Source organism: Yersinia antarctica, from assembly GCF_056636475.1.
The window spans coordinates 1448295-1471909 of sequence record NZ_JBSJQF010000001.1 but is presented as its reverse complement, the minus strand read 5'-3'; the positions used below and the strand labels follow the sequence as shown (position 1 = coordinate 1471909).

The following is a 23615-nucleotide window of genomic DNA, read 5'->3' as shown; positions in this document are numbered from 1 at the left end:
TTAGATGTTAATTAGTCCGGGGAAGTCAGTTGTGTTGTAAAGCTTACCGACATTATTAACCATCGGATTTTTAAGCGCGATGGTAGCCGTTACGTCATTCTCATCCATGGATATATCTTTAACAAACAGTGACCAGGTACTAACCGCCACTGTCATGTCGATAGAATCCCATTTTTGATATACAGCCGTAATGGGTATCATCCGTTGCGCACCCGTCCAGCCCTTAAGCCCTTGCTTTATGTCTTGAGCCACACGGCTCAGCTTCACTGCACACTGGATGATAGGAATGTCGCTTTGTTCGCTTTCAGATACTTCCATCCGGCAGGGTGAATAGACTTCCCCACCGAGCGTCTTTTGAAACACCTGATCAGCGACGAGGCGAACCTGTTCGAATACCGGATGTGTAAACTTAAGCGTTATATACATCACCCTGTTAGGTCGATGAGAAAGGTACTCTCTTAGTCCTGGCATCATTCGCTCCGGGGTAATGTTTCTGTAACGATGACATCCAACCAGCTTCCCCACGGCGCCGGAAGCTCGATAATTATGTCGTCAAGGTCATCATCAGCACTGATTATCTGCTTGGCTACTACATTTCCGGTCCACGTAAAAATACTTCCGCTCTGGTTAAATTGTGGGTAGCTAGTGAAGTGCAATACTTGCTCTTCAACCCCTGACTCACCAGTACCGGTGGAAACTTTTATCCGAAACCAGCGATTACAGTTATCAAGATAATTAGGGCTTCTTAGCCACTGGTAAAAAGCCCTATGCTGAGCAGTAGTGCAGATAAACGTAACCGAAAACGATGCTTTTAAATCATCGGTCAATTTCTGGAAGATTGGCGCACCAACCGTGGGCTGGTCTGTCCTGAACCCTGTATCTTTGGTTATGTTCTTACCAGATTTTTGCGCAAGGGGAAGCCAGTCAGGATATTCGATAATCATCCGTTAGCTCTCCTTGACGCCGTGGTGTTTCTGGTGATTGATTGGGACATTGGTCCACCTTCTTCAAGGTCAGAAATGAAAGCAGTTACAGTGAGATTGCTCCCGCTCATTGATGACTGGGCATCGAATGATTTTCTACCTGTGGATTGGTCGATAAACTGAATAGAAACGTTAGGAGCAGAACCGCTACCTTGCATATCCTTGTTGCTGATTACTTTGCCATTGTCGCCTGGGATCATGTACTGCTTACCGGTACCCGCTTGGTAAATCTCAGGCATACCTCCCTCACCGACTTGGTACATGCTGCCAGCGCTGACGGGTCCACCATTCTTCCGTTTACCGGATAAACTTCCACTTAACGCCATTGCTGCTACAACGGCACCGATACCGATAGCGGCGGCCCCACCAAACGATCCTATGGAAGCAACGATAGCTGCTGGAGTCCATGCTGTGGTTGTTGCTGCTGCTGAAGATACACTGGCTGCCGTGGTTGTCGCGGTTCCCGCTACGGCTGCTGCGGTTGTCGTGGCCGTGGCTGCAACTTGAGCGGTAGAGCCCGTAATTGCAGACTTAACCCACTCAACGCCCATCTGAACAAAACCATTAATCAGGCTATTAATGGCATTGCTAGCAAGAGAGCGCATTGCCTCCTCTGCCGTCATGCTTTGGGTAATGATTCCAGTAAACGCATTTGACGCATTACCAGCCAGCGAATCAAATGCTGCTGCCAGAGACTCATTCCCTACGCTTTGATTGCGGAAGATCTCCCACTGAGCTGCCACCCTTGCCTGCTCATACTGAGTATTAGCGGCGTTCATTAACGCCAGTCCTTGCTGTTCACTTATCACCTTTTGCTGGGTGAATTGCTGAATGAGGGCCAGCTTACGAGCGTTTTCATTTGCAAGAGCCTGAACTGGATCAGCTTGCGCAGCTAAATCTTGCTGTGGTGTTACAGCTTTGTTCGCTGATGCTTCAGCTATCGATTTTGAATAGTCGGCGGCGATCTGCACTCGGCGTTGCTGTGCCTGTTCGAAAGATATGTTACCTGCCTCAAGCTGGCGGTCTAACTGTGATAAATCTAACTTACGTTGCTGCTCGGCCTTGACGACACTATCAGCATCAATTGCAGCCTTTTTATCAGCCATGCGCTGTTGAATATCAAATATCTGGCCGGCTTGTTGCGTTGCCTGCTGGATCTGCTGCTGAGACGCTCCGGCACCTAAATCTTGAACAGCAGCAAGCTGCGCGGCTTCGCGATTGAGTCCTTTTGTCTTTAATTCAGCAACGGCCATTTCATTGCTTAAATCTTGCAATGATTTAACCCGGCGTTTCTCTGCTGCTTCGGCGGCGGTTTCTTCCTTGGTTGCAGCAGTAGTTTCCTTTTTCACGCTTTCTTGGGCTTTCTTCCGGTCATAAAGCGTTCCCGCTAACTCACCAGCTCGTTTAATTTGGTTAGGGTTATCCGTTACCTTGGCTTGGTCCATCTCTGCCTGGGTAACTGCACGAAGCCGCTCATCCTTGATGGCAAGGAGCTTATTTTGGTCTTCAAGGCTTTGAATATATTTATCACCATCAGCCGTTGGCGCTGACACTTGCAGTGATTGAGGATTAAAATTATTACCGGCCTGATTAGCGCGATTAATCTCATTAGCAGTGTTGCCAAATGACCTAGCAACTGCATTTTGCACGCGCTCAAGTGTGGTTCCTTTTTCAATGAGTCCATCATGGACACCCATTGATGTGAGCATATTATTAGTAAGTGTAATTCTCCCTGTGTTTATAGCGCTTTGCGTCTGTTCCACTCTGCGGTTTGCTTCAGCTAAATTGTTGGAAGCTATATTAACTCTATCTTGGGCCGCGCCTAGCTGTTCGGCATAAAACTTACCGCGATCACTTGTTTCACCAAATTTTTCGACTGATTTAGTAAGAAAATTTAGGTTATTTTTAGCGCTATTAAATTCACTTTTAGCATCACTAAGGGAATCACTCAGTGCTGGCAATGACATATTTAATTTTGATAACTCAGAAGATAATTTGACGTTATCCATTGTTTTGAATTTATCAACAAGACCAGAAACACTGTCTGCTAAATCATTAGCTTCTGCTTTTGCTTGCTGTGCTTTTTGGTAGAAATAAAAAATAGCCGTAGCCGCGAGGGTGGCAAACCCAGCTGGACCACCAACCAAAGAGAGCGCAAGACCGCCCGCGCGTGACGCTACAGCCATTGCGCCCTGAGCGGCAGCAACTCTATAGGAAGACGCTGCATGTTTTATATTTGCAGCAGTAGCTGCATACATAGCACCAACGTAGCGACTCGCCATTACCGCCGCTACAATACCAGCCGCCACGCTCAACGCATCAATAGCTTTAGGCATTTTCTCGGTATCTTGACTAAAGCCAAGAACAGCATCGGCCGCAGAGATAATACCGTTAGTGAATGCCTGCAATGCCCCTGTTTGTCCTTCCATGGCAACCAAAATTGAAGTTATCGCCGTCTTCATCCTCACTCCAGCATCGGTGAGATTATTAGACATTCCAGCAGCAGCATCAGCGTTAGCCTCTAGCGACTGACGCAACCCTTCTGATAATTGATTGGCCGTGATTTTCCCAGATGAGCCTAGTGCACGGATCTGCGCTGAAGTTTTCCCGCTTGCAGTGGCAATATCATCAATCACGGATGGAATGGCAGCAATGATGGTTTCCCATGAATCGGATTCAACTTTGCCTTTGTTCATGGACTTTGAAAATGCGCTAATTGCTCCGTTGGCACGGTCAGCACTAGTGGCATTTTTAACAAACGCATAGGACATTGAGTCCTGAACATCTATAGCCTGGTCAGTGGTGTAATTCATGCTGCGCAGGCTGGCAGCAGTAGTGATATATAATTCCTGTGCCTCAGATAATGACCGGTATGTGCCGTTAGCTGTTTTCAGCAAACGTTTCTGCACATTCTCAAACTCTGATTGACTAGTAGTGGCCATCTGCACACGTTCTGACATTTCTTGATAGCGCTGAACCATATCTGCCAAGCCACGTAAAGCGGCCGCAGCCATTACTAACTTAATGGCTGATGCTAACTTGGTCATGCCGCTTTCAAGATTTGATGCGCTTTTGGCGTTGCTATTAAATTTATCCTCCATCTGGTCAAGTCGGCTATTAACCTGCTGCTGGGAAGTGATCAGCTTGCCGACTTCCATCTCAACCTGATAAACGATATTGCCGACCTGATTGTCGCTAGCCATTCTATTCTCCGGGCAATAAAAACCCCGTCGAGTGACAGGGCTAGGTTATGCTGCTTTCTTGGCTTTTTCGGCGGCTATTCTTTCTTCTCGCCGCTTAAAGTAGTCATCGCGAACAGTGTCGTATTCTTCCCGTGTAAATCCTTTCTGATCTGGGTATTTGGCGTTAAGCATTAACTGAAACTCAGTCATTGTTAACAGCTCTGCCTCTGCTCGACTTATTCCAAAATGAATCCTTGCTGAGTTGATGTATTCAATAGCCCGGAACTCGTTAACGTAACTATTAGTTTCAGCTCGTTGAGGCTTTCTTATTTTTGCCTTACCCATCACGCCATGCTCAATTAGCGTGTGGGCTATCAGGATTACTTCACCGGTCGACATACCGCCGAGACGATATATCACCCCTTTTTTACCCGTTCTCCACTCACCGATTAATGGGGTGACATCTTCATCACAACATGACTGCATCACATGCATAGCAGTGGATAAAATCTTTCTTCCATAGGCTGGCTTGCGCAGTGTTTTAATGAGCCATTCGGGTGTTTTCCCATAGCTATCCTGCGCCATGGCTATCACTTGAGCGACCTCATAGCCGTTTAGATTGGCATAGGCCTCAACAATATCTGCGGGGCTTCCAATGCGAGACATAGCCGTGAAAGATGGACGAAAAAAGTAATCGGTATATCTGTCGGAGATTAACATCTCTCCTATCTCTACCATTGGGTTCATAGGATTCTCCGTAATCATTATCAATGGGTGACGCTCGCCACCCATTTGGAATAACTACGCGGTAACAGTAGCCGTATGGGTTGCGACAAAGTTGCCGTCTTCGGTAGAAATGACGATTTGGGCGGATCCGGTAGCAACGCGGGTAACTGTAACGACATTACCGACTGCTGCCGCAGTTGCCTTGGTTGCATCAGTTGTTGCCACATCGAATGCTTTGTTAGTCGCGCCAGAAGGCAGCACTGTGACAGTAAAGGTGCTAGAACCACCTGCCGCACCAGTGCTTGTAGTTGGGGTTAACGTCACGCCAGTAACTGGCACGGTGTCAATAAGCGTAACTTCTACAGTATCACCATCGGAAACTTTGAACTCAGTTGAGAACGCTACAATATCGTTAGTGCCGCCATCGGTGCTCAGGGCGGTAGTAACCATATAACCAACAAATTCAATCGGCCCAATAACAATGCGTACCCATAAAGTAGGCTGGCGCTTTGCATTAACTTCATCGACAAAATATTTAAAGAATTTGCCAAAGCCGAATTGATCGAGAGAGTCTTTCTTTCTTACTTCCCCCTCAAAAGAGATAGTGATATCAGCGTTGGTCACCGCGCTTTCAACCCAAGCGCCCTTATCATCTGCGTCCGAGGTTACCGTGTTCGGCGATAAGTCAGCAGTCTTAGACGTGCCGGCCGCAAGCGCTTTCCAGTCCTGTTCGGTCGGTACGGTGTCAGCACACCCTAGCGCAACTTCGAGAACGACGTTTTTACCGACCAGTAAGCCGGAATCGTTACATCCTTCCATTGTATAGCCTCTTATGGAATTGAAATAAAAAACGGCCCAGAGGCCGCCAGGGGAAAATCAGGATATGATTTCGAAGCGAAGCCGGATAATAGTTCGGCCCTCTTCGGTGGGAATTGGGGTTGGTAATCCGCCAGTGTTGGCAATAAAGTTGAGCGCATCGTCATCGGAGTTATTAGTGACGAACTCCATAATTGTCTGCGCCTTGGTGATCGCCGGTGCCGGGTCATTCTTAGCGCTGATAATGTTAACCAGCACATAATCGTAAGCACCTAAGCACCGATGCCGCGCTGTGCCTCCATCCGGTTGCACAACTATGTATTTCATTGCTCCAGTGTCAGTTTTCTGCTCTTCCCAGTATGCAAGCTGCACCTTATAACCATCAGCCAACCCGGCTGACTCCAGCCAATCAGATACCTTTTCAAATATCGTCATAGGGACATTTCCTTTTTGACTGCGGCGTCAATTTGCTCTTTGGACTCACGAAATCCATCTTTCAAGAATTCCTTTTTTGCAGTAGAGCGACGGAAAACTTGCTTTACAGTAGGGTCATGCACATACATGGCATAATTTGCCGAGTACCCAACCCGTCCAGTTAACCGAGTGCCTTTCACAATTAATTCTCGAAATTGGCTATTGATGAGCGTTGAGGTGTCAATTGGGGTATAAAGCGCAGCCAGGGATCCGCCGATTATCATCGCTGACTGGATAGCCCTAGTTGCTTTGCGTCCCTTAATCTCACCAACCAACACAGCAAGCTGTCTTTGTGACTCACGAATGCCAGTTACCTTGACCCTTGCCATGTCACACCCCAGTAGCCAATTCGTAATCGTCAATCAGGCGTTCGAAAGTGTCAGCATCTCTGCCAACGGCAATAATTGAGTCAGCATCAGCGATAGGGGCTAAATCTGCATAAGCACCGATGGCTATCATGTCGCCCTCTTTCGCATCTGCATATTCAGTCCAGAAGTACAACTTGACGGCGATTTCATTGCCTATCATGTTCGACTTGCGCTTACTGCGGCTGCCATAGTCACAATCAATAACAACCGGTGAGCCATAAGTAGGCTTGTTCCACTTATCTGTCCCAGTCATGGGCCAAACAGTGGCTTTAGCTGTGTATGACCATGAGTCTAGTGATGACATGTCACTCTCTCCACTTGGTAATGACTGGATTATCAGCGGAAATCTTCCGGCAAAATAGGAACCACTCGCCGCTTTTTTTGATGTAAGCCGTAGTCTGTTTACCAGTATCGGTTAGCACCCAAACGCGAGTAAGTGGCTTCGGTAATCGGTCAGTGATTGATATCCAGCCCATTACTTACTCCCGCACATGCATCCACCCTTGCCAATCCAAACCCCGGCGAACGACTGATTAGTTGGGTCTGGCGGGATTAATGCTGTAGCGCAGCCTTTCTTATCCAGACCGCGCAGCAAACTTAGTGAGCCTTTCCAGCGGTCGGCAAATGACTGATAACGGAAAGATTGAGAGGCACCAGACGGTGCAGACTGACTGGATATGTACTTATCACCCTGTCCCAACCCCATCAACCCAACCAGATAAAGCTGGATAAGCAGCGCGGTTGCTGGCGTGTAGTTGGCATCTAGGCACTCTTGAATGCTGTTTGCCTGCTCGACCAAAGCATCAAGCACGAATGAAGGGAGCGATATCCCGACTGTGGCCAGATACTCTTTTGCCTGTTCTGCGGTCAGCATACCGATCCCCTAAAGTGAAACCCTCCGAAGAGGGCATTAAAAAAGCCGCTCAAATATGGCGGCCTATTCGTCTTCTTTTTTCTGCTTACCTGGCTTTGGTGATTTGGCCCCTGGCGTTGCTGGTGATAACTCACCTTCACCACCAACCTTTCTAACGTGACTCTGCAATGCAGGGTGCAAGCTATCCAAATCAATTACATCACCAACAACGACCCCATTCCACGCTCTAACTACTTCGTACTTTGGCATGAGTCACCTCTTAAGCCAGATTAGCGCCGTAAAGCACGCCTGACTTGCCCTCACTATCTCGCTTAATCTGCAAGCCCATCGCTGCCATGATCTGGAAGTTCCAGTTTGACTGCGGCATAGGACGCGGCAGAGGAACAACGCCAGTAGCCATACCAACCAGCGGCGAAATGACATCCTGACGGCGCTGGTAAGCAATAAACTCATTGCCTGACAATGCGAAGGTTTGACGAACTGCACGCGCCGGAATGAAACCAGTGATAACGCTTAGAACAGTACCGCCTGACAGCAGAGTGTTGCCGCCGATGGTTACCGTTGCAGGCTTCATCAAGTTGGCCCAAATCTGCGGAGATACCCACAGGACGTCGTAGGCTTCAACGAAGTTATTGCGCGCGGTTTGACCGAATGCGCCAGACGTGAAGAACGCAGCAATATCAGCTTGTGCGGCAGTGGTAAGGTCAATGTTTGCACCGCCAGATCCTGCGCCAAGGTTCAGCTTAATGGTGTTGCGGTGGTTGCGCATACCCTGCGCCGGATAGTTCTGCACCTGAATAGTGCTATCACCGTCCAGAACATAGGAGACGATACGCTTGTTAAACTTGCGCAGTTTTGCCGCTTGAGAGTCGAGCACCAAATCGATACCAACGGTATTTAGCCCGGCAGCTAAGCGCCAGTTAACACCATAACCAGCAGTGAACACCGGGATCGGGTCACCATCACTGGAATATTCGGTGTGGTCGAATGAATATGGCGGTTGCCCGTCCAGACTGATAGACACATCATCAGCGATATCACCAACCATGTTGTACAGTTTCGCGGTTTTCCCGATAGGGAGGACGGTCTGGATACCCATCAGATCAGTGACGATTTCCATACCAGTTTCTTGGTCACGTAACTGAATAATTTGACGGTCGATTTCAGCCCAAAAGTCACGGCCCAAGCCATCGACAAGGAGTGCGTTTGCAGCCAGCATTTCTGGCGTCATTAAGCTCTGGTTAGCGGCAACCATGCCTCGGTGTTGCGCATCGAACATATTGCGGTTCGCCCACAATTCATTCCAGTGACCGCGCAGTCGGCTATTCGTAGCCAGCGTATTAGCATCAAAATACATCTGATTCTCCTTAGGATACAGTTACGCTGTCAGCGCGAACGCGGATGCGGATAAAATCAACTGCCGCAGTAACTACGGCATCTTGGCAATAGCCAATAATTTTGTAAGTCCCAGCAGAGGCGGGAACAGCAGCCGCCAAGCCTGCAACAACGGTAATCGGTTGGTCTTTGGTGTAGGTGCCGGCCGCAACACGCACAGCAAACTCGCGACCTTCTTCCAGGTAGTTACCAATTGCAGAGTGGCCGGAAGGGATCTGATCAGTGATGCCCAGACCTTCATGGTATGCATTATCCAGCACGTACATACGTCCAACTGGAGTTGTTGCCTGTGCAAATAGTTTGCTACCGTTGATCACAACAAAAGTGCCGGGGTAAAGTGCGGCGGCGGTTTTACGTGTTTCCGTTTTGAACAGGGAATCACCGTCAATATTAACGCGACGATAACGAGCCATTATTTAGCACCTCCGAAATGGGTTGCTGGATCTGGCGCTCCGGTTTCCGCCTGAGTTTGTGCTGAGTTAGTACCCAGCGGGGCTGCTTTACCAAGCGACTTAAACATTGCATCCAGCGCTTCGCCAGACAGCGCGTTAGCCACGATTTCACCGTGAACTTTTGCTACTTCAGCACGCTTTGTTACTTCTTCTGCGCGGGAGTTAGCGGTCAGTGCGTCTGATAGCGTTTTGTGGTTAGCTTGTAGCGCATCAACCTTGTCAGAAAGTGGCTTCAACGCCTTTTCTGTATTGGTAGCCACAGCCTCACCAATCATGCTGCCGATTTGTTCCATTTCTTCTTTGGTTAAAGGCATGTCGCCCTCCGTATTATTGCTATTGGTTGCAGGTGAATCCTGCGGAGTAAAAAGGGATTTAACTTTGTTTGCGATAATGGAAACCCATGACTCTTGACGGGTTACCGCTGTTCCTGTGTCGGAAAAGGTAATTTTCCCACCTTCAGATTTGTAGCCGTAGACTTGCGCGTCACCGCCGTTCTTGATGATGACTGCCTGAGAATCCGTGAAGTCGGCAATCCATGCATAGTCGTTGTCACCTGGCGCGAATCGGTCTTTTGCTGCTTTCTCTAACCGGCGCTCACGTTCACGAAACGACTCACCAATCAGCGCACCAGAATTAGCCTGTAATGGCGTTGCTAGGTCAGCGTTAACCATGAGGCCAACACCTTGCTCTGGAGTTGCGGCCCCGATCTCATGAAGCAGGATTGCGTCGTGATCCATGCGAACAATATCCGCCACCCAGTTAGCCCCCAACGCACGCTGCTGCTCATTCGGCTCAAGTTCATTAAGGAACGCGGCAACGCTGCTGTGAATTGGCGGGACATCCTCACCTCGTTCGATAGCTTCTACCCGCGCCAGTAATTCGCGACCACCGTCAGATCGGCTGGCGACCTCAACATCAACCCATTTCTCTACATAGATGCGGTTGCCTGATTTCTTAACGTTGCGGTTCCATGCACCAATGTGGCCCTGGTTAATACCTTCAGCACTGAATGCTGAGACGAAAGCACCATTAACCTCTGGATGTCCGAGCGGCGCTAATGTCCCCTCAAGCCCAGAATAATGAGCATCAATCTGTTCTGATGTGTACAGACCGCCATTCATGACCACATTTGCTGGAAGTGTGTAACTCGGCAAAACCCAGTGCTCTTTGCCGTTGTATTTCTCACGACGAATTGATTTGTTATTCACCCTTGTGGTGATGTTTACCTGAATTGACATGATTTATTCCTCAGCCCACGGATAGCCTCGTTCAGCCATTTTTTTGCGTTCCTCTTTGAGCTTTTCAATAATTGAAGGGGCTAACGGCTTACCTTTGTCGTCAACCAGCGTTTCAACCTGGCTGCAATGGCAGTTGATTGAGTTGCCGTTAATGGAGTACCAGTCGCGAACCTCTTCGACGGTATACAGATGTGAGTGACGAGCCGCATGTGTCCTGCGCGTGGTAGGCAATAATGCAGATATATGAACGAGCATCGTTTTGAGTCCGATACTTTGCGCATCTTCCGCCTCTTCCCATCTCGCCCGCCTCAATGCACCAGGTATTTCTGTTTGCGCTATACGATTAGCTCGTCGCGTTTCAACCCCGATTTGGTCACGCAGATTACGCGCTACCTCTTTCGGATTAAGTCCTCGCCCTACTCCATCAGTGAGCACGCGGGCCATTTCCTGTTTAGTTTTAGCCGTGAACCCTTTCATCTCTTCAAATACTCGCGCATAAGTTAGAGCCATGCGGCGCTGATACGGAGTGCTCAAGAGGATGGCTTGCAGAGATTCGCGACTGGCTGCATAGGTTGCTGATTGCTGGCTAAGGTTAACGTATGCCTGATTGGTGCCGCGTATTGCTGCCGGTTCGACATAATCCTCACTGAACCACAGATAGTTTTGCCCGCCCTCTAAGAGAACGGCATCGACGAGCACACTCGCATCATTCAGGATGATGTTCAGTATTAGCGGATCGAGTTGGTATTCATATCTGCGGTTGACTACTGGTGATGAGGGCAATCTGTCGAGTGCGTCGGTGTAAGCTTTCTGAGCTTTTCTTAAGCGCCTGGCGAAATCTGCCATCGCCTTTCGTTCTAACGCATTAAGTCCTGTCGGATCACTCTTGTTCTTCGGGATTATCGCTGGCTTTGGTTTCATCGCCATCGCTCGTCTCTCCTAATGGCTCTACACCATCCGGTTCATAACCTGCCGCAACGCGAATCTCTTCACCACTAAATACTGCCTCGCCAGTTGCCATCGATGAGTTATTTATTTGTGACATCTTCACAGCACTATCCAACTTCTCGGATGCTGTTTGCTCGTTCAACTCATCCCAGATAACCGTTTTCATTGATACCGAATCAATGATACCGAGGTCGATTAGCTTGTTGCAGAAATCCTCAATATCAAATGACAGAGCGCGATTACGGCGGGACTGGCATCGCGTGTTGAAGTAGTGATTATCTTCTGTACTGGCCCGCTCACCAGTTTGAGACATAGCCAAGATTCGCGCAGGGATATCAACAGCAGATGAGACGGTTTGCAGGTTAACGTTATAAGTAGGCTCAGGGTCGGCTACTGCGGTAACAAGTGGTGTTACACTCGCACCCTGCGTTGTCAAAAGAACATCATTCCCCCGATTAATCTCTGTAGCTGCTTCGTTAAACTTATCCTGAAGCTCATCAACACTTACCCCGTACAGGGAGGCGAGATTGCTAAAGTTTATTTCCTTTTCGAAATTGAGATTAAGCTGTCTGGCGGCATTTTTTAGGAATGACTCACCTGATCCGCCCTCAACCTTTTCTAAGCTAACAAAGGCGTTATATGCAGGTTCAAGGAAGCCGATAGCGTCACGACTGTAATCACCCAAGATGAAAACGCGGTCAGGGTGAATTCTCACACGCCTACTTGCCCCGTTAGGTAGCATTTCGGTGTATTGCCACATCTTCGGATTACCGTATGAGATGGAATTCAGATCAGTATCCCACTCAGCCGGAACCAATGTGCCAGCCCACGCAGGCGTTAGCTTCTCTAACATGCGTCCTTTAACTACTGGCGTATTCCAGGCACCACTATCGCGGACATGAAGCAATATTCCAGAATAACGCCCAACTAAGCGACGCATATCAGCATCAGCGAATTGTTGCCACAGGCGATTATTGAATACAGCTTTAAGGCTTTTTTCCCACGGAGTTACAGCGCCTGATTCGTCCTTTTTCTCACCCTCTATAATTTCTGGATTTGTCAGCCAGCATGTACCAACGAGCTTGTTTACTGCGCCATGCGCAATACCGCCGCGACGATAGAGTCTGTACAGGTCGTCAAAGGTTAGCTCTTGTTTGAATCCATACTCACACCATGCATTGGCACGTTTAGCGTCAAGTCCCATACCGGTATTGAGTAGGCCCATGCGAGCGCGAGCCATGGCTGAATCACTGATTGCGCTGTTAATCTGCAATGCATGGTTAACAGCAAGCTGTAATTTGTCTGTCATGATTAACCTGCGCCAGTGTTGATTATTTGGTGTAATTCCCTGCAAATAGACTTCGCCTGCCTTACATTGCCACGGCCAATGATGCTAATTTTACTTATGCCGCCAACTTGCTTCATAACCGCCTCAACGCCATCTATTTTCACTTTGGATGGGCTGACGCCACCAACACGCTTTGATTCGAATTGAATATTTCCCATGTTTCTATCCTTATGGTTTTCGTGGGGGAGGAAACGGATCGCCGATGGCGGTACAGTTATGGGGTTGATACCCCGCTGAAAGCTGACAGCAGCAACCTAAGAATTCTCGTTTATTCGGTCGTGGCGGTGGCGGTGGCGGAGCGGGACGAACAACGCGATCCCCTGGCTTATATGGTGGCTGGGTTGATTCTTTTTTCATGATTTATTACCCATTAGTCGTGTCGGAATCATCATGCCCACTGGCTGAGAGCCGCCTAATTCAGTCAATGCATAAACCATTGCATCCAGGCGATCGGGTGATTTCTTGGCAGTAGCGGGGACATATTCCATTAGCTGATTTTCCAGCACATAGAGATTTCCCAAGTTAGCGACTCGCCCCTGCTCATAGAGAGCTGAAATAGGTTCCGCTCGGGCATATTTACCTTTACTGGCATGAACACGAATAATGCGACCTTTGAATCCGGCATTTTTTAGCGTGTCCTCCGCCATATCTCCGCCTTGGTTGGTTTCAATGACTATGGCGTCAGCATCATGTTCGTCATATGCGAACATCGCTTTCTTGGCCCATCCAGCCGGGGAAAACTTGCCGCTGTAATCAGCATCTACAGAGAATTGATTTTTGTCGTCAGCACCGTATGAGCTCGCAACAATAATGCCCGTCTCGTCGCTTTCATCGCTATTCGTGGCTTGCGGGTCAATGGCTACAACTGTACGAACTTTGTCAAAACGAATCTGAAGGTCATGCGCGGCATTGATCATCACCTCTGTCCATAATGCCCCCTCGGCATTAAACCGACGTGGCTTCTGCATGTATTGCGCTTCAGCGGTGCGTCGATGGGAGAACAATGCTACTCGGTGTGATTCGTTATGCTTAAACGGCCATAGCCAACCATCAGGCAATCCGTTTTCAATTGGGATTGCATGAGTGTTATCCGGGTATTGCTCCGTGTAGCTCTGGCTGTTGTCGATAATCACCGGCAAGTTCAGGTGGTGCCACATTTCACCAGAACCACCACGCAGCAGGTAACCACTAAGGTCGTGGTAATGGATGCGCTGCATAATGACAATCATCGGGGTTGTTTCAACAGCTAGGCGAGACTTGATTGTTTCGTTAAACCGGTTGTTAACTCCATCCCTCACCATTTCTGAGTAGGCATCATCGGGCTTAACTGGGTCATCAATAATCAATGCCCCCTGAAAACCGCCCTCCATATGTCCGGCACGAAAGCCGGTAACCTGCCCAGCGGAAGATGAGGCATAAACGCCACCGCCCTGCTCCGTCCACCACATGGCCTTACTGTCTGAGTCATCGCGCAGCGCCATGGGCCACATGTCTTGATACGCTTTCGATTTAACGATAGCGCGGGCCGTGGATGAATTTAGCAATGCAAGGTTGTGTGAATAAGACAGATGCATGAAGCGAGCGCGGGCATTTAAAGCAATACCATGGGCGATCATGTTTATCGTCGCCAATTCTGTTTTTGTGTAGCCGGGCGGGACGTTGATGATCAGGCGCTGTATCTCGCCGCTTACCACTCGCTCTAACGTATCGTTAATAACTTTATGATGTGGTGCAACAATCATCTTGCCGCCAGTACGTTGCTTGAAGAAGTATCTGGAGAAATACAATCCATCTTCTTCACACTCTATTTTGCGGGCATAATTCCGCTGCTCAACAGTCGTCATCCTCCAACATCTCCCGCCGAGCTAATTTGTATTCATCCTTGGTTAATGCTGCCGACTCAATTGGCCCACCATCTTTCCCTGTGTGCTCAAACTTGTGCTTATTGCTGTAAGCATCGCCAACCTCTTTCGCTGCCTGCTCCATTAGTTGGGCGGTCATTCCGAAGTTCTTTTGTTTTTCAGTAGCGGCAGCCATTCGATCCAAAGCTCGTAGGCGATAGGCCTTATTTGCTATCGGAATATTTGCTATTTCTGTCTGGAATCGTTCTCGTGTGACGGTAAATAGCTCAACCCATTTTTTAGCTAAGCCCTTTCCGCTGACCTTTGTCGGGTCATGCGATTCAACGTGCTGATGGGTAACTTTAATCCCAAATTCTTTTTGGACAGCTTCAGCCACCATCGACAAGGTATCGAAGCACGCCAGCGCTTGAATGATGAAGGCTTTTACTTCCGGTTTTAATGCAGCCATAAATCACCATTCGTCCAAAGCAATCCAAAGTTAAGCCAGCTTTAAGAGGCATGTTCCACACGCCCTGGCAACGTTAAGATGGGCTACCTCCGCAGGTTTGTTTGCCGCATCAATCATTTCCTGTACTTCAACGCTCGCACCATATCTGCGAACTACACCGACAAACTCTTCAACGTCATGTCCACGCAGCTTCAATACCGGCTGCCCTTCTTTGTTGAACTTGGGTGCGCCGTATTCGTCGGTAGCGTGGCTGATGTGATAAAGCTCATGTTCTATCAGTGCGCAGAACTCAAGGTCAGAACATTGAGCACAGTAATCCGCAGCCAGGGTGATGATGAATGTCGGCACATCACCGAACCATTCGTACATCTGCTGTTCCATTCGGGCTTTTTGCCAGCCGCCAGCTCTCATTGCTACCTGCTCAGCTTGACCAAGAACAGTGCGACCCTGCTTTTCAAACGCAGATGATGCCCACATGATTTTTATGTCAGCGTCAATTAAGTGTCCGTGGTCGGGATTGTGTAGCTCGCCTTCGTCACTGAGTATTTGGCTGTTAACCCACTCAAGCACTTCAGTGGCGGGAACCAATTCAATGTGCGGTCTGAACTCATTGACGAATGATAATGGCGGGTATGGCCGTTTCATTTGTGTGTCTGAATTATCCATAACAGAATATTCCGCTGGTTGGTAAAGTCTCTCGCTCGGCAATAGCGAGACCAGTATGATTGCAAAGCTATATAAGATTCTGTCAAAGGCACTTCATGAGCGCCTTTTGCAGAGTTTTATAAATTAGCTGCTACCGTGTTTAATTCAAACTCATCAACCTTGTCACGAGCTATTGATACGCACAGGCGACAAATCAATGAGGTAATCACATAAACAACGGCAGTAAATGCCCACCCACCATAAGCAAGTTCGCCGGCAATTAAGACAAGGCATAGCCAATTCCATGCACGTCTAATCGTTCCCCGCTTCACTGCCGCCTTATTTAGCAGATCAATCAGCTTTGCTTTCTTCTCTGCATTTATTTCTATGGCTACTAGGGCCGTAACCAGCATTACAGCTACAGAAGCAAAGGCGGCAAGGAAAATGGCAATCCAGTAAGCGCTAACCACCACCGATGTAATACTTTCTCGCTCGGTTAGCACTGAGAAAATAAGCGCAACCAGTAACGTCAATGAGATGACGTGATAAAAGAATGATTTCATACTGACTCCAGTAGGTAATGATTGAGAGCCGTTGTGAAAGTGGCTCTCGATTTGATGAGGCTCCGAAACCAGAACCTCCTATTTATCGCTTTGACCGCTTCTGGTCTTCTGTCGCCAGTAAAACATCGAGAAGGACCTCCGCCTTCTCGATATTCGAAACGCCAATAGATATTCGGCCACAATTCAAATATTGGAAACCATCCTTCAAGTAACGGCAGATAGTTTCCAGTTGCTGTTTCTCGCCGTTGGTCATGTTCGAGTTACCTTCCCTTTCCCTGTTTCAGCCAGCACGTAACAAATCAGCTCATTGGCTTCCTGAACCAGTGATTTGATCTTTGATACATGTCCAGCTTTCACACTCTTCCACTCATTAAGTCCGGTGCCGAACATGCTAGCAATGCGCTTATCATGCTTCATATCCGCACAAGCCTGATTAAGCTCTTCCATGATGCTTTGTTTGCGCGGATTGATTGCTACGCCTTTAGTCCAGTAGTCATGCAGAGCAGCAAAGCATTCCTCTTGATATTCGACCAACTTACCCCGAATTGATGCCTTAACCCTTGCAGGGTTGATACTGAACAGCCAGCCGTTGAGCTTGCGTAGTGGAAGGCAAAGCATGTTTTGAATACCGCCTTTAGAAGGTATTGCGATATCACAACACCCGTACTTCTCGCGGTCTTTATTCAGCTTTACCGTCTGTGAAGCCCAGTCGAGTCCAATACTTTCCACAATTGGTTTCATCGCCACATAATCAATGCCGTTTTCTCGGACGGTTGTCAGATGATCACCATTGAATTCTACTTCTTCGATTACTGGATAATTCATAGTGTATTCCTTTTGGAAATGACCCTCAGTGCCCAGAAATGACAGCCCATAGAAGCTCACCAGCTATACCGGCATTCCTCTGAGACTCATTTCCAAACAGGATCTATGGTTGGTTACGCCGGGCATGGCGCTTTGGTCGCGGAAAACTTTTACGTGACCCATAAAAAAAGCCCGACCTAAGTCGAGCCTTCTTATTCGACCTGCCGCTATAAAACGTCAGGTGATGTGTTTGTTGTACTCAAATTGCGACAAGCGCGGCTTTGCCACTCCTCTCGGTGTTGCTACACCACTTCTCGTCTTTCCGAGACGCCAAGATAATGATCAACCTCCAGTGGGGTTAAACAATTCTATTCGCTGACGTTAGCCGCCATTTCAACCAAATCTGTGAAGTCCAAGCACATATCCAATCGGTGACCATGATCATCGACAAAGTTATAGCTCTTGAAGTGTTCAATTATCTCTTTGGCGCTTTTGCCACTTAAAGGAGATTTATCAATTGATTCGTGAACCTGTTTCATCTTCAAACCTTCATTCAGTTGGTTACGATAGTGCAAGTTCCACTTTGGAAATTGCTTTTCTAGGAGGTGGTATCTATCAATATTCGAGAGTCCCTGCCTCCATTCACACGTCATTAATGATTCGCCGGTCGTCAGTGACAACCTTTTGTAGTGCGGTGACCTTCTCGACTAACTTGTCGGCTCGCTCAGCGATTGAAATAAGAATTCCGACATCTGCGTCTGAAAATCCGCAGTCTCTGGCTGCATCAGTGAGCTGTCCACTGGCGGGAGTAGCGGGCATATCCCCAACTGAAGCGGCGAGACACTCGAAACGCTTTTGCAGCTTGATATTGCCAGCACGGTAAGCAGCAATAGTGCCTTTTGCTTTGTTCTCAGCATCTACTACCCCTTGTTGATATGCCTTTAATCCGGCTGACTGTGCAGCCTGAAGTTGAGCCTCTTTATCGGTGGCGCTCTTTCTGGCGGCTATTTCTGCCGTTAGGTCTGATTTATCGCGCTTAGTCCACTTGAGAGACCATTCCGAATTTTTACTATCGCTACCCCACCAGTACCCACCGCCGACTAAAACTGAAATCGTCAGTGCGACGGCTATCAATCTCAATAGGGTTTCTTTCATGCTGGTATCTCAATATGAGGCGCATCCAAGAACTTAGCAGGCTTATCATTAGGGTTATCAGTCCACGTAATACCAAAACGCAGCTTAACGCCCAATTCTTTACCCGCCTGGTGCATAGCATTAAGAACCGGTAGCCAGCACTTATAGTCGTTCCAGTCACCGCCAACAGGGAAAAGATCTACAGCATTGCCAGAGATATGACGGCTATTCATGGTCTGACTCTTGCCAGTGGCCACCAGCTCCTTTTGCCGTTCTACTGTGCGCAGTCCTTCGATCACGCTGAAATCGACTGCTGAAATCTCTAACGCACGGCGAACTACCTTTAATAAGTTCGGATTAATGCCTTTGAGGTTGTTCTCGCTGCGCTGACTGAATCTGAAATTACTTGTCATTACCCTTCCCTTCTTCAATCGGCCTGCCTGTTACCTTCCATTTAAATAAGCTGGATAAGTAATCTGTACCGAGATAACCGATGATGACGCTTGAGAGGTAAGCGAGGTCTGTCGATAACCCGAAGAAATCAAGAACGTCCCGCACTGCAAACGCTATTGCGGCACACATCAGCGCATCGAGAAAACATCTACGCCACGGCTTCTCGTTATACCGTCCACGTAACCAGGCAATAATCCCAGCGATAGCGCCATAGCCTAATTCGAGGCGATGTGCGGCTATCCACTTGGTGATGATGTCCATTAGGTCAGGGTTGTTATGCATTTTCATATCTCCCCCTCCCGGACGGGCTGGGTGTGTAGTGGAAATAAAAAAGGCCCACCGAAGTGAGCCTTAAAAATTTTATTGAGCTATTAATCTAGTCGGCTATCAGTGAAGCCAATCATTATTAGCTGCTTAATTGCCGCGCAAACCTCGTGAAATGCAGATGTCTGATCTGGACTTGAAACAATAATTACCGTGTCACCTTTCCCCACTACGACGGAAAGTCGCCCATCATTGTATTGCATGGATATCGATATCAGATATTGAGATCCACCACTAATCTTTGAGTCATCAACTATTGTCGCAATCTTAAAATTAAGCGCGTAATTCTCATCAAGCCTGATAGATGACAAGGATGCCCTCTGGAATAGCCCTTTATCATTCATCGTGCCCAGCATCACATACGGTCTATCTGTGCCGCTTGAATCAACCCAAGTTTCTTTGGGCAAAGCAAGTGATTCTTTATATTCTTCCGCTAACTTATAAGCGTCTTGTTGAAGCTTAGTTCTACGGTCTTCGTATTGCTGATCTAACTTTGCCCTCTGACGCTGTATATCTTCATAAGTGATCTGCATTCCACTCTCCAAGTAGGAACGGTTCGGAATATACATGCTTACCACCTATGAAATTTAATTGCCGCGATGTTATATGCAAAAAGGCCACGCAATAGCGCAGCCTTGAAATTGGTATGTGGTGGCTGGGGCTGAACATCCCAGCGTTACGGTTCTCCGTGGCGTGTGTGCTTCTATCCGTATAAGTTGTTGCCATTGCCCACGCGAGTTAGCGTATCAGCCTACGCATTCACCACATTCGGCTGGATACTGTTTCACAACGATTGGATTAACCAACCCAGTACCCATGCGAATGTAGAAAGCAAAAAGGCCCAGTGATTAACTGAGCCTTCTTTGATTTGTGGTGGTGAGTCAGCTCAAGACAGTATTCACAAGCGCCGTTTACTTACTACACCTCTACCACCACCGCTCTTTCGCTTTTAGCTCCCGAGCCTACATGAAATATACACTTTCATTACTTATTTTCAAGTAAAAATGAAAATATATTTATGCTACAGCCTTTATAGCCTCTAACTCCGCCCTTAAATCATCTTGCAAAACCATATGCACTTTCGAATCAAATAAACTAATGCACCATCTAACCCGATCCGCGCACTGCTTATTTGTTAGCCATGGCGAAACTTGGTATTGCATATAATTTGCGAGATCTTGCACTGGGTTCCTGTCAACATAGTACTTACAGGCGATCACATATATTGGATTGTCAGTTCTAAAAGCTTTAAGAATGGCCTTCTCGACGAAATCAGCTTCATCCTCATCGTTGGCGCGCTGTAACATGTCGCTGATGGTTCGTTTAGGCCATAAAATCGACTGAGCTTTAGTAAGCAACTCAACCCCCTGATACCCAAGCTTTCGCAAGTCCTCAAGCGTTCGGGTAAATCTATCTGTCTCCTCGGCGCTCCATCCTGATATAAACCTCCAAATACCAACTCCAGATGCTCCGCCGCAACTACCACTACCTCCAAACTCTTCGGCCCATACGCAAAGGATCGCTTTAATCCATCGTTCCTGCATTGGTGTGAGTTTTTTGTATTTACCCAGATAGCTCTTTCTTGGTGCCTTTGCCAGTTCCTGCCATGCAGTTGCTTTCACGCTGCTACCTCCTGAAAATGGGATCGCCTTTTCTCAAGCATCTTGGCTTTTTTGGTGAAGATGGTTTTAATGCGGATTAGATATGGAATGTCGAACTTGCGGGTTTCGTGGTTTGAATCTATTTCCTGAACCTTATCCAAGCCGTCACGCTCGATAAGCCCTATCCTAAAACCGGCTACGTTGCCGCTTAGGTGTCGGTTGCAATAAACGCATTGGGAACCAGTATTGTGAAGATTAAATCGGAGGTGGGGTGCTGCGCCTCGGCTTCGATAGTGACCACATTCCATCGTGCCGCCGTACTTTTGCTCTGGATACCTGCCGCAACTGATGCAGGGGACGCCTAAATATTTGAGCCTCACATACTTGTTAAACGCTGCTTGGGCCTCTGCCATTCGCTGCGGTTTGGTCTTTAATTTCTCTCTCCTGGCTTTCAATTCCTCTTTCTGTATCTTGGCTAACTGCTTATCTGCTACTGATTTGTTCTTCTGCCTTCGCTCACGGTCTTTTCGGTATAAAAGTATGGCGTACTCTTCTCGATGCTCTGGACAGCACCACCACGTTTCTATGCGGTCAGGTTTGAACCTCTCGTTGCATACTTTACAATTCCGGTGCTTTGGGAGTTTGGCTATCATTCCCTGCCTCCAGTGTTTCTATTGAAGCGTTTTCACGTTCACATTGATCGCAGGAATAAATTTCATCGGGCTTTAGAAGTCCCAAACAGTAAACGCATACTGATTGAGGTAACTCACTCATCGCGTTCTCCTTACTCTGTCGAATTTTGCGCGCAGCAATACATAAACATGGTCATACGTTTTTATCTGGCTGGCGGGGATTGGGGGTTTAGGCTTGGTTCGGTGGGATACTTTGAGGATTGAATTTTCCATTACTGCAACTATGCTGCTTTGCCTTTGTCGCATGGTGTATTTCCCCACCGGTTAGCCCACTCGATGGCAAGCCGTGATTCATCGCTGAACTTAACGCCATGCGTAGCGCCGAAAGCATTAATCAGCTCTATCAAGTCGCGTAGTTCTCCAACAGTCATACGGCTAGTTGATTGCCCCAGCACCACAAATCCACCCTCCAGACCGGGTGCCGACCTCTGCCCTTTCAGCGATGCGGTGAATATGTGCTTCCAGTCCTCACTGCTAAGCTTCTGACCATGCCATACAACCTGCGTAGCGATATCGCCCAACGTAGCCCAGAGCTTGGCATTCTGGTCTAATGTGCGGGTTCGCTCTTGGATGGTTATCAGGAGTGGTTTGTCAGGATTAACAGGGAGTTGATTTATAAACTGGAGGGCATTTCGCTTGTATTGATCACCGCATAAAACAAAAACTTTTTTATCCATAGTCACTTCCGAAACATCATGATGGTTAAGCCGTTTTTGGTTACTGCCTTCAGCGTGTCACTTTCAGTTAACTCACCCAGATTGAAGGCATCGTACAGCTCGTTAATGGCTTTTTGCTTACGCTCTTCTTTCCTGCGTGCGCTCCACTTTTTTAAGGCAATACTCACTATCCATTCGCCAGTTTTAGCCATGATAAACATGTAACCCAACAGGCTGAGTCCGATATTTAACCAAGATAATAAGGTCATAGTGGCTTCTCCGGTGCGGCGGGTAGTGGCATCCAGTGAGTTACTGCACTATCACACCACTCACCGAACTGAACGCTGAACATGCAGACTCTCTGCTGAATCACGCTTGATTTTTCATTACCAAACCAACACCAATACGGGCCACTTTCTGCCGGGTCTTGGTCGCTGCACTTAATCCAACCTTCCGGTATCTCCAGAGAGTTCAATTGTGGGCGCTCGTACAACACTCGCACTCTATTCCCTGCGGCTTCGTGTCGGTCATATGCCTGTCTGGAGCATTGAATCCAAGTATTACCACCTCCCCACACTTCGCGGCGAGAATGACTTTCTTTAGCCCCCTTCACTGATAGCGCTATTCGGGCTAGGGCCATCTGTTCGCCGCGAGTTAATCCGTTTTCTAATGGCTGACAGATAAAATCTTCAAGTCTCTCTGCTGTGAAAGTGTCTAAATCACTCATTTTCTTTCCTCCAGATGTGAAAAAGCCCCGCGATGGCGAGGCTCGTTGATATGATTATTTATCAGTGGATTTGTCTGATTTGCGGGAGGATGTAACGCCACTGATAGGTTAGTACGTCAACCTGCTGGGTTTCTCTGCAAAGGATTTTCTTCACTTCGTCCAGAGTATAACGTGATTCAAATGCCATGTCGTGGCACCGGCCGGAGTATTCAGAACCCAGCGCCTTAAGTCCGGGATACATCACTTCTGCCCCCTTGCGCATATTATCGGCAACTTTCCATAGCCAGCACAGGTGATTTAACTCTTTTTCAGTCAAGGTGATGGTGTAGGTTTTCGCTTCTGGTTTTATTGGGGTAACTACTGGCTGAACATTGCCAACCTCCCGATCCAGAATGTCGAGCACCCACTTGCGGAATTCTTTGGATACTTCAGTGCGGGCAAACATGGCGATCAGATGAGCGCCGCGCAGGGAGAAAATTCTCTGACGTACCTTTAGATTCCCCGAGGTATTCGATTCGACTATCTCGGACATTCCTACCGAAAACTCTTCTGAGTTTACGTTGTAAATATGGGTAATTGCGTTAGTTTTTGCATATCCTAGCGCGTTAGCTATTTCTTTGCTGGTCAGCCAAATTTGGTTATTGCGAGAGATTACGTTGAAGTTAACGTCATGAAATGCGAGTTGAGTGGTCATTATGACCTCCAATGGTTACTAGAATTTTATTCACCACTGGAAACGCCAATTTCTCTGGTGGTGAACTGAATGGGGTTGGCGTAACCGGAGTAACCAACCGGCCTACCTTGCGGTAGCCCCACCCAGCCCACCATTGAGATGAGACTAGATTGCGACATAAAAAAACACGCTCGCGGCGTGTCATCTGGTCGCGGTCACTTCGGCGGGA

At 47.9% G+C, this 23615-nt stretch carries 33 protein-coding genes and 2 pseudogenes; 1 reads left to right on the top strand and 34 read right to left on the bottom strand.

The features are described 5' to 3' along the window. From ACWJJO_RS06805 to ACWJJO_RS06695, 23 genes are all read right to left on the bottom strand, one after another. A complete protein-coding gene (locus ACWJJO_RS06805; protein ID WP_087785173.1) occupies positions 1-471 on the bottom strand; it encodes a DUF1833 family protein in 471 nt (156 codons plus the stop codon). Further along, the gene (locus ACWJJO_RS06800; protein WP_087785174.1) at positions 471-944 is read right to left on the bottom strand and encodes a hypothetical protein; all 474 of its coding nucleotides are present in this window, start codon (positions 942-944) and stop codon (positions 471-473) included. Before ACWJJO_RS06800 ends, ACWJJO_RS06805 begins: the two co-directional genes overlap by 1 nt. Further along, the gene (locus ACWJJO_RS06795; RefSeq protein WP_481090846.1) at positions 941-4186 is read right to left on the bottom strand and encodes a tape measure protein; all 3246 of its coding nucleotides are present in this window, start codon (positions 4184-4186) and stop codon (positions 941-943) included. The genes ACWJJO_RS06800 and ACWJJO_RS06795 overlap by 4 nt, the downstream gene beginning before the upstream one ends. 45 nt (positions 4187-4231) lie before the next feature. Beyond that, positions 4232-4912 carry a DUF6246 family protein gene (locus tag ACWJJO_RS06790; protein ID WP_481090845.1) on the bottom strand — a complete coding sequence of 227 codons (681 nt, stop codon included), beginning with the start codon at positions 4910-4912 and terminating at the stop codon, positions 4232-4234. 54 nt (positions 4913-4966) lie between these two features. Continuing rightward, on the bottom strand, positions 4967-5710 hold the full coding sequence (locus tag ACWJJO_RS06785) for an Ig-like domain-containing protein (protein WP_481090844.1): 744 nt from the start codon (positions 5708-5710) through the stop codon (positions 4967-4969). 57 nt (positions 5711-5767) lie between these two features. Further along, positions 5768-6142 carry a phage tail termination protein gene (locus ACWJJO_RS06780; RefSeq protein ID WP_481090843.1) on the bottom strand — a complete coding sequence of 125 codons (375 nt, stop codon included), beginning with the start codon at positions 6140-6142 and terminating at the stop codon, positions 5768-5770. Beyond that, positions 6139-6510, bottom strand: coding sequence for an HK97 gp10 family phage protein (locus ACWJJO_RS06775; RefSeq protein ID WP_481090842.1), 372 nt, complete (start codon positions 6508-6510; stop codon positions 6139-6141). Before ACWJJO_RS06775 ends, ACWJJO_RS06780 begins: the two co-directional genes overlap by 4 nt. A 1-nt stretch (position 6511) precedes the next feature. Next, on the bottom strand, positions 6512-6853 hold the full coding sequence (locus tag ACWJJO_RS06770; protein WP_481090841.1) for a hypothetical protein: 342 nt from the start codon (positions 6851-6853) through the stop codon (positions 6512-6514). A gap of 1 nt (position 6854) precedes the next feature. Then, positions 6855-7025 carry a DUF551 domain-containing protein gene (locus ACWJJO_RS06765; RefSeq protein ID WP_481090840.1) on the bottom strand — a complete coding sequence of 57 codons (171 nt, stop codon included), beginning with the start codon at positions 7023-7025 and terminating at the stop codon, positions 6855-6857. Further along, positions 7025-7423 (bottom strand): DUF7370 family protein, encoded by a 399-nt coding sequence (locus tag ACWJJO_RS06760; RefSeq protein WP_481090839.1) that lies wholly within the window; start codon positions 7421-7423, stop codon positions 7025-7027. The genes ACWJJO_RS06765 and ACWJJO_RS06760 overlap by 1 nt, the downstream gene beginning before the upstream one ends. Before the next feature lie 63 nt (positions 7424-7486). Then, positions 7487-7672: a hypothetical protein gene (locus ACWJJO_RS06755; protein WP_049556430.1), complete on the bottom strand. Its 186-nt coding sequence runs from the start codon at positions 7670-7672 to the stop codon at positions 7487-7489. 10 nt (positions 7673-7682) lie between these two features. Beyond that, on the bottom strand, positions 7683-8780 hold the full coding sequence (locus ACWJJO_RS06750; protein WP_481090838.1) for a major capsid protein: 1098 nt from the start codon (positions 8778-8780) through the stop codon (positions 7683-7685). A 10-nt stretch (positions 8781-8790) separates the two neighbouring features. Beyond that, entirely contained in the window at positions 8791-9231 is a 441-nt protein-coding gene (locus tag ACWJJO_RS06745; protein WP_481090837.1) for a gp53 minor capsid family protein, read from the bottom strand. Continuing rightward, positions 9231-10508, bottom strand: coding sequence for a hypothetical protein (locus ACWJJO_RS06740; RefSeq protein ID WP_481090836.1), 1278 nt, complete (start codon positions 10506-10508; stop codon positions 9231-9233). The genes ACWJJO_RS06745 and ACWJJO_RS06740 overlap by 1 nt, the downstream gene beginning before the upstream one ends. A 3-nt stretch (positions 10509-10511) precedes the next feature. Beyond that, a complete protein-coding gene (locus ACWJJO_RS06735) occupies positions 10512-11435 on the bottom strand; it encodes a phage minor head protein (protein WP_481090835.1) in 924 nt (307 codons plus the stop codon). Then, positions 11389-12765 (bottom strand): anti-CBASS protein Acb1 family protein, encoded by a 1377-nt coding sequence (locus ACWJJO_RS06730; RefSeq protein ID WP_481090834.1) that lies wholly within the window; start codon positions 12763-12765, stop codon positions 11389-11391. Before ACWJJO_RS06730 ends, ACWJJO_RS06735 begins: the two co-directional genes overlap by 47 nt. 2 nt (positions 12766-12767) lie before the next feature. Next, positions 12768-12962, bottom strand: a complete 195-nt coding sequence (locus ACWJJO_RS06725) for a hypothetical protein (RefSeq protein WP_481090833.1) — start codon at positions 12960-12962, stop codon at positions 12768-12770. Between the two features lie 195 nt (positions 12963-13157). Continuing rightward, the gene (locus ACWJJO_RS06720) at positions 13158-14648 is read right to left on the bottom strand and encodes a phage terminase large subunit family protein (RefSeq protein ID WP_481090832.1); all 1491 of its coding nucleotides are present in this window, start codon (positions 14646-14648) and stop codon (positions 13158-13160) included. Beyond that, on the bottom strand, positions 14635-15114 hold the full coding sequence (locus ACWJJO_RS06715; RefSeq protein WP_481090831.1) for a DUF2280 domain-containing protein: 480 nt from the start codon (positions 15112-15114) through the stop codon (positions 14635-14637). The genes ACWJJO_RS06720 and ACWJJO_RS06715 overlap by 14 nt, the downstream gene beginning before the upstream one ends. A gap of 30 nt (positions 15115-15144) precedes the next feature. Next, positions 15145-15780, bottom strand: a complete 636-nt coding sequence (locus tag ACWJJO_RS06710) for a putative metallopeptidase (protein WP_481090830.1) — start codon at positions 15778-15780, stop codon at positions 15145-15147. Between the two features lie 116 nt (positions 15781-15896). Next, positions 15897-16322, bottom strand: coding sequence for a DNZ54_00345 family protein (locus ACWJJO_RS06705; RefSeq protein WP_481090829.1), 426 nt, complete (start codon positions 16320-16322; stop codon positions 15897-15899). A gap of 249 nt (positions 16323-16571) precedes the next feature. Further along, positions 16572-17147, bottom strand: coding sequence for a phage antirepressor N-terminal domain-containing protein (locus tag ACWJJO_RS06700; protein ID WP_481090828.1), 576 nt, complete (start codon positions 17145-17147; stop codon positions 16572-16574). A 347-nt stretch (positions 17148-17494) separates the two neighbouring features. Further along, positions 17495-17665, bottom strand: a complete 171-nt coding sequence (locus ACWJJO_RS06695; protein ID WP_481090827.1) for a hypothetical protein — start codon at positions 17663-17665, stop codon at positions 17495-17497. On the opposite strand from ACWJJO_RS06695, the pseudogene ACWJJO_RS06690 reads away from it, so the two are divergent. Continuing rightward, positions 17644-17733: pseudogene (locus ACWJJO_RS06690) on the top strand (KTSC domain-containing protein); the annotation flags it as partial. The gene ACWJJO_RS06695 and the pseudogene ACWJJO_RS06690 overlap by 22 nt on opposite strands. Before the next feature lie 35 nt (positions 17734-17768). Here ACWJJO_RS06690 and ACWJJO_RS06685 read toward each other — a convergent pair. The 11 genes and pseudogenes from ACWJJO_RS06685 to ACWJJO_RS06635 form a co-directional block, all read right to left on the bottom strand. Beyond that, on the bottom strand, positions 17769-18281 hold the full coding sequence (locus ACWJJO_RS06685; RefSeq protein WP_481090826.1) for a DUF2514 family protein: 513 nt from the start codon (positions 18279-18281) through the stop codon (positions 17769-17771). Continuing rightward, positions 18278-18673: a M15 family metallopeptidase gene (locus ACWJJO_RS06680; RefSeq protein WP_481090742.1), complete on the bottom strand. Its 396-nt coding sequence runs from the start codon at positions 18671-18673 to the stop codon at positions 18278-18280. Before ACWJJO_RS06680 ends, ACWJJO_RS06685 begins: the two co-directional genes overlap by 4 nt. Then, the gene (locus ACWJJO_RS06675; RefSeq protein WP_481090741.1) at positions 18663-19001 is read right to left on the bottom strand and encodes a phage holin, lambda family; all 339 of its coding nucleotides are present in this window, start codon (positions 18999-19001) and stop codon (positions 18663-18665) included. Before ACWJJO_RS06675 ends, ACWJJO_RS06680 begins: the two co-directional genes overlap by 11 nt. Before the next feature lie 83 nt (positions 19002-19084). Next, positions 19085-19570 (bottom strand): hypothetical protein, encoded by a 486-nt coding sequence (locus tag ACWJJO_RS06670; protein WP_481090825.1) that lies wholly within the window; start codon positions 19568-19570, stop codon positions 19085-19087. Between the two features lie 483 nt (positions 19571-20053). Beyond that, positions 20054-20659, bottom strand: a complete 606-nt coding sequence (locus tag ACWJJO_RS06665; RefSeq protein WP_481090824.1) for a hypothetical protein — start codon at positions 20657-20659, stop codon at positions 20054-20056. Continuing rightward, positions 20656-21291 (bottom strand): recombination protein NinG, encoded by a 636-nt coding sequence (locus ACWJJO_RS06660; RefSeq protein WP_481090823.1) that lies wholly within the window; start codon positions 21289-21291, stop codon positions 20656-20658. Before ACWJJO_RS06660 ends, ACWJJO_RS06665 begins: the two co-directional genes overlap by 4 nt. 260 nt (positions 21292-21551) lie before the next feature. Next, positions 21552-22007: a recombination protein NinB gene (locus ACWJJO_RS06655; protein WP_481090822.1), complete on the bottom strand. Its 456-nt coding sequence runs from the start codon at positions 22005-22007 to the stop codon at positions 21552-21554. A 2-nt stretch (positions 22008-22009) separates the two neighbouring features. Beyond that, positions 22010-22255, bottom strand: a complete 246-nt coding sequence (locus ACWJJO_RS06650) for a DUF4752 family protein (RefSeq protein WP_481090821.1) — start codon at positions 22253-22255, stop codon at positions 22010-22012. Further along, a complete protein-coding gene (locus ACWJJO_RS06645) occupies positions 22252-22713 on the bottom strand; it encodes a DUF551 domain-containing protein (RefSeq protein ID WP_481090820.1) in 462 nt (153 codons plus the stop codon). The genes ACWJJO_RS06650 and ACWJJO_RS06645 overlap by 4 nt, the downstream gene beginning before the upstream one ends. A 61-nt stretch (positions 22714-22774) precedes the next feature. After that, entirely contained in the window at positions 22775-23407 is a 633-nt protein-coding gene (locus tag ACWJJO_RS06640) for a P22AR C-terminal domain-containing protein (protein ID WP_481090819.1), read from the bottom strand. 32 nt (positions 23408-23439) lie between these two features. Continuing rightward, positions 23440-23577 (bottom strand): annotated as a pseudogene (locus tag ACWJJO_RS06635) (Rha family phage regulatory protein); the annotation flags it as partial. Positions 23578-23615 lie beyond the last annotated feature (38 nt).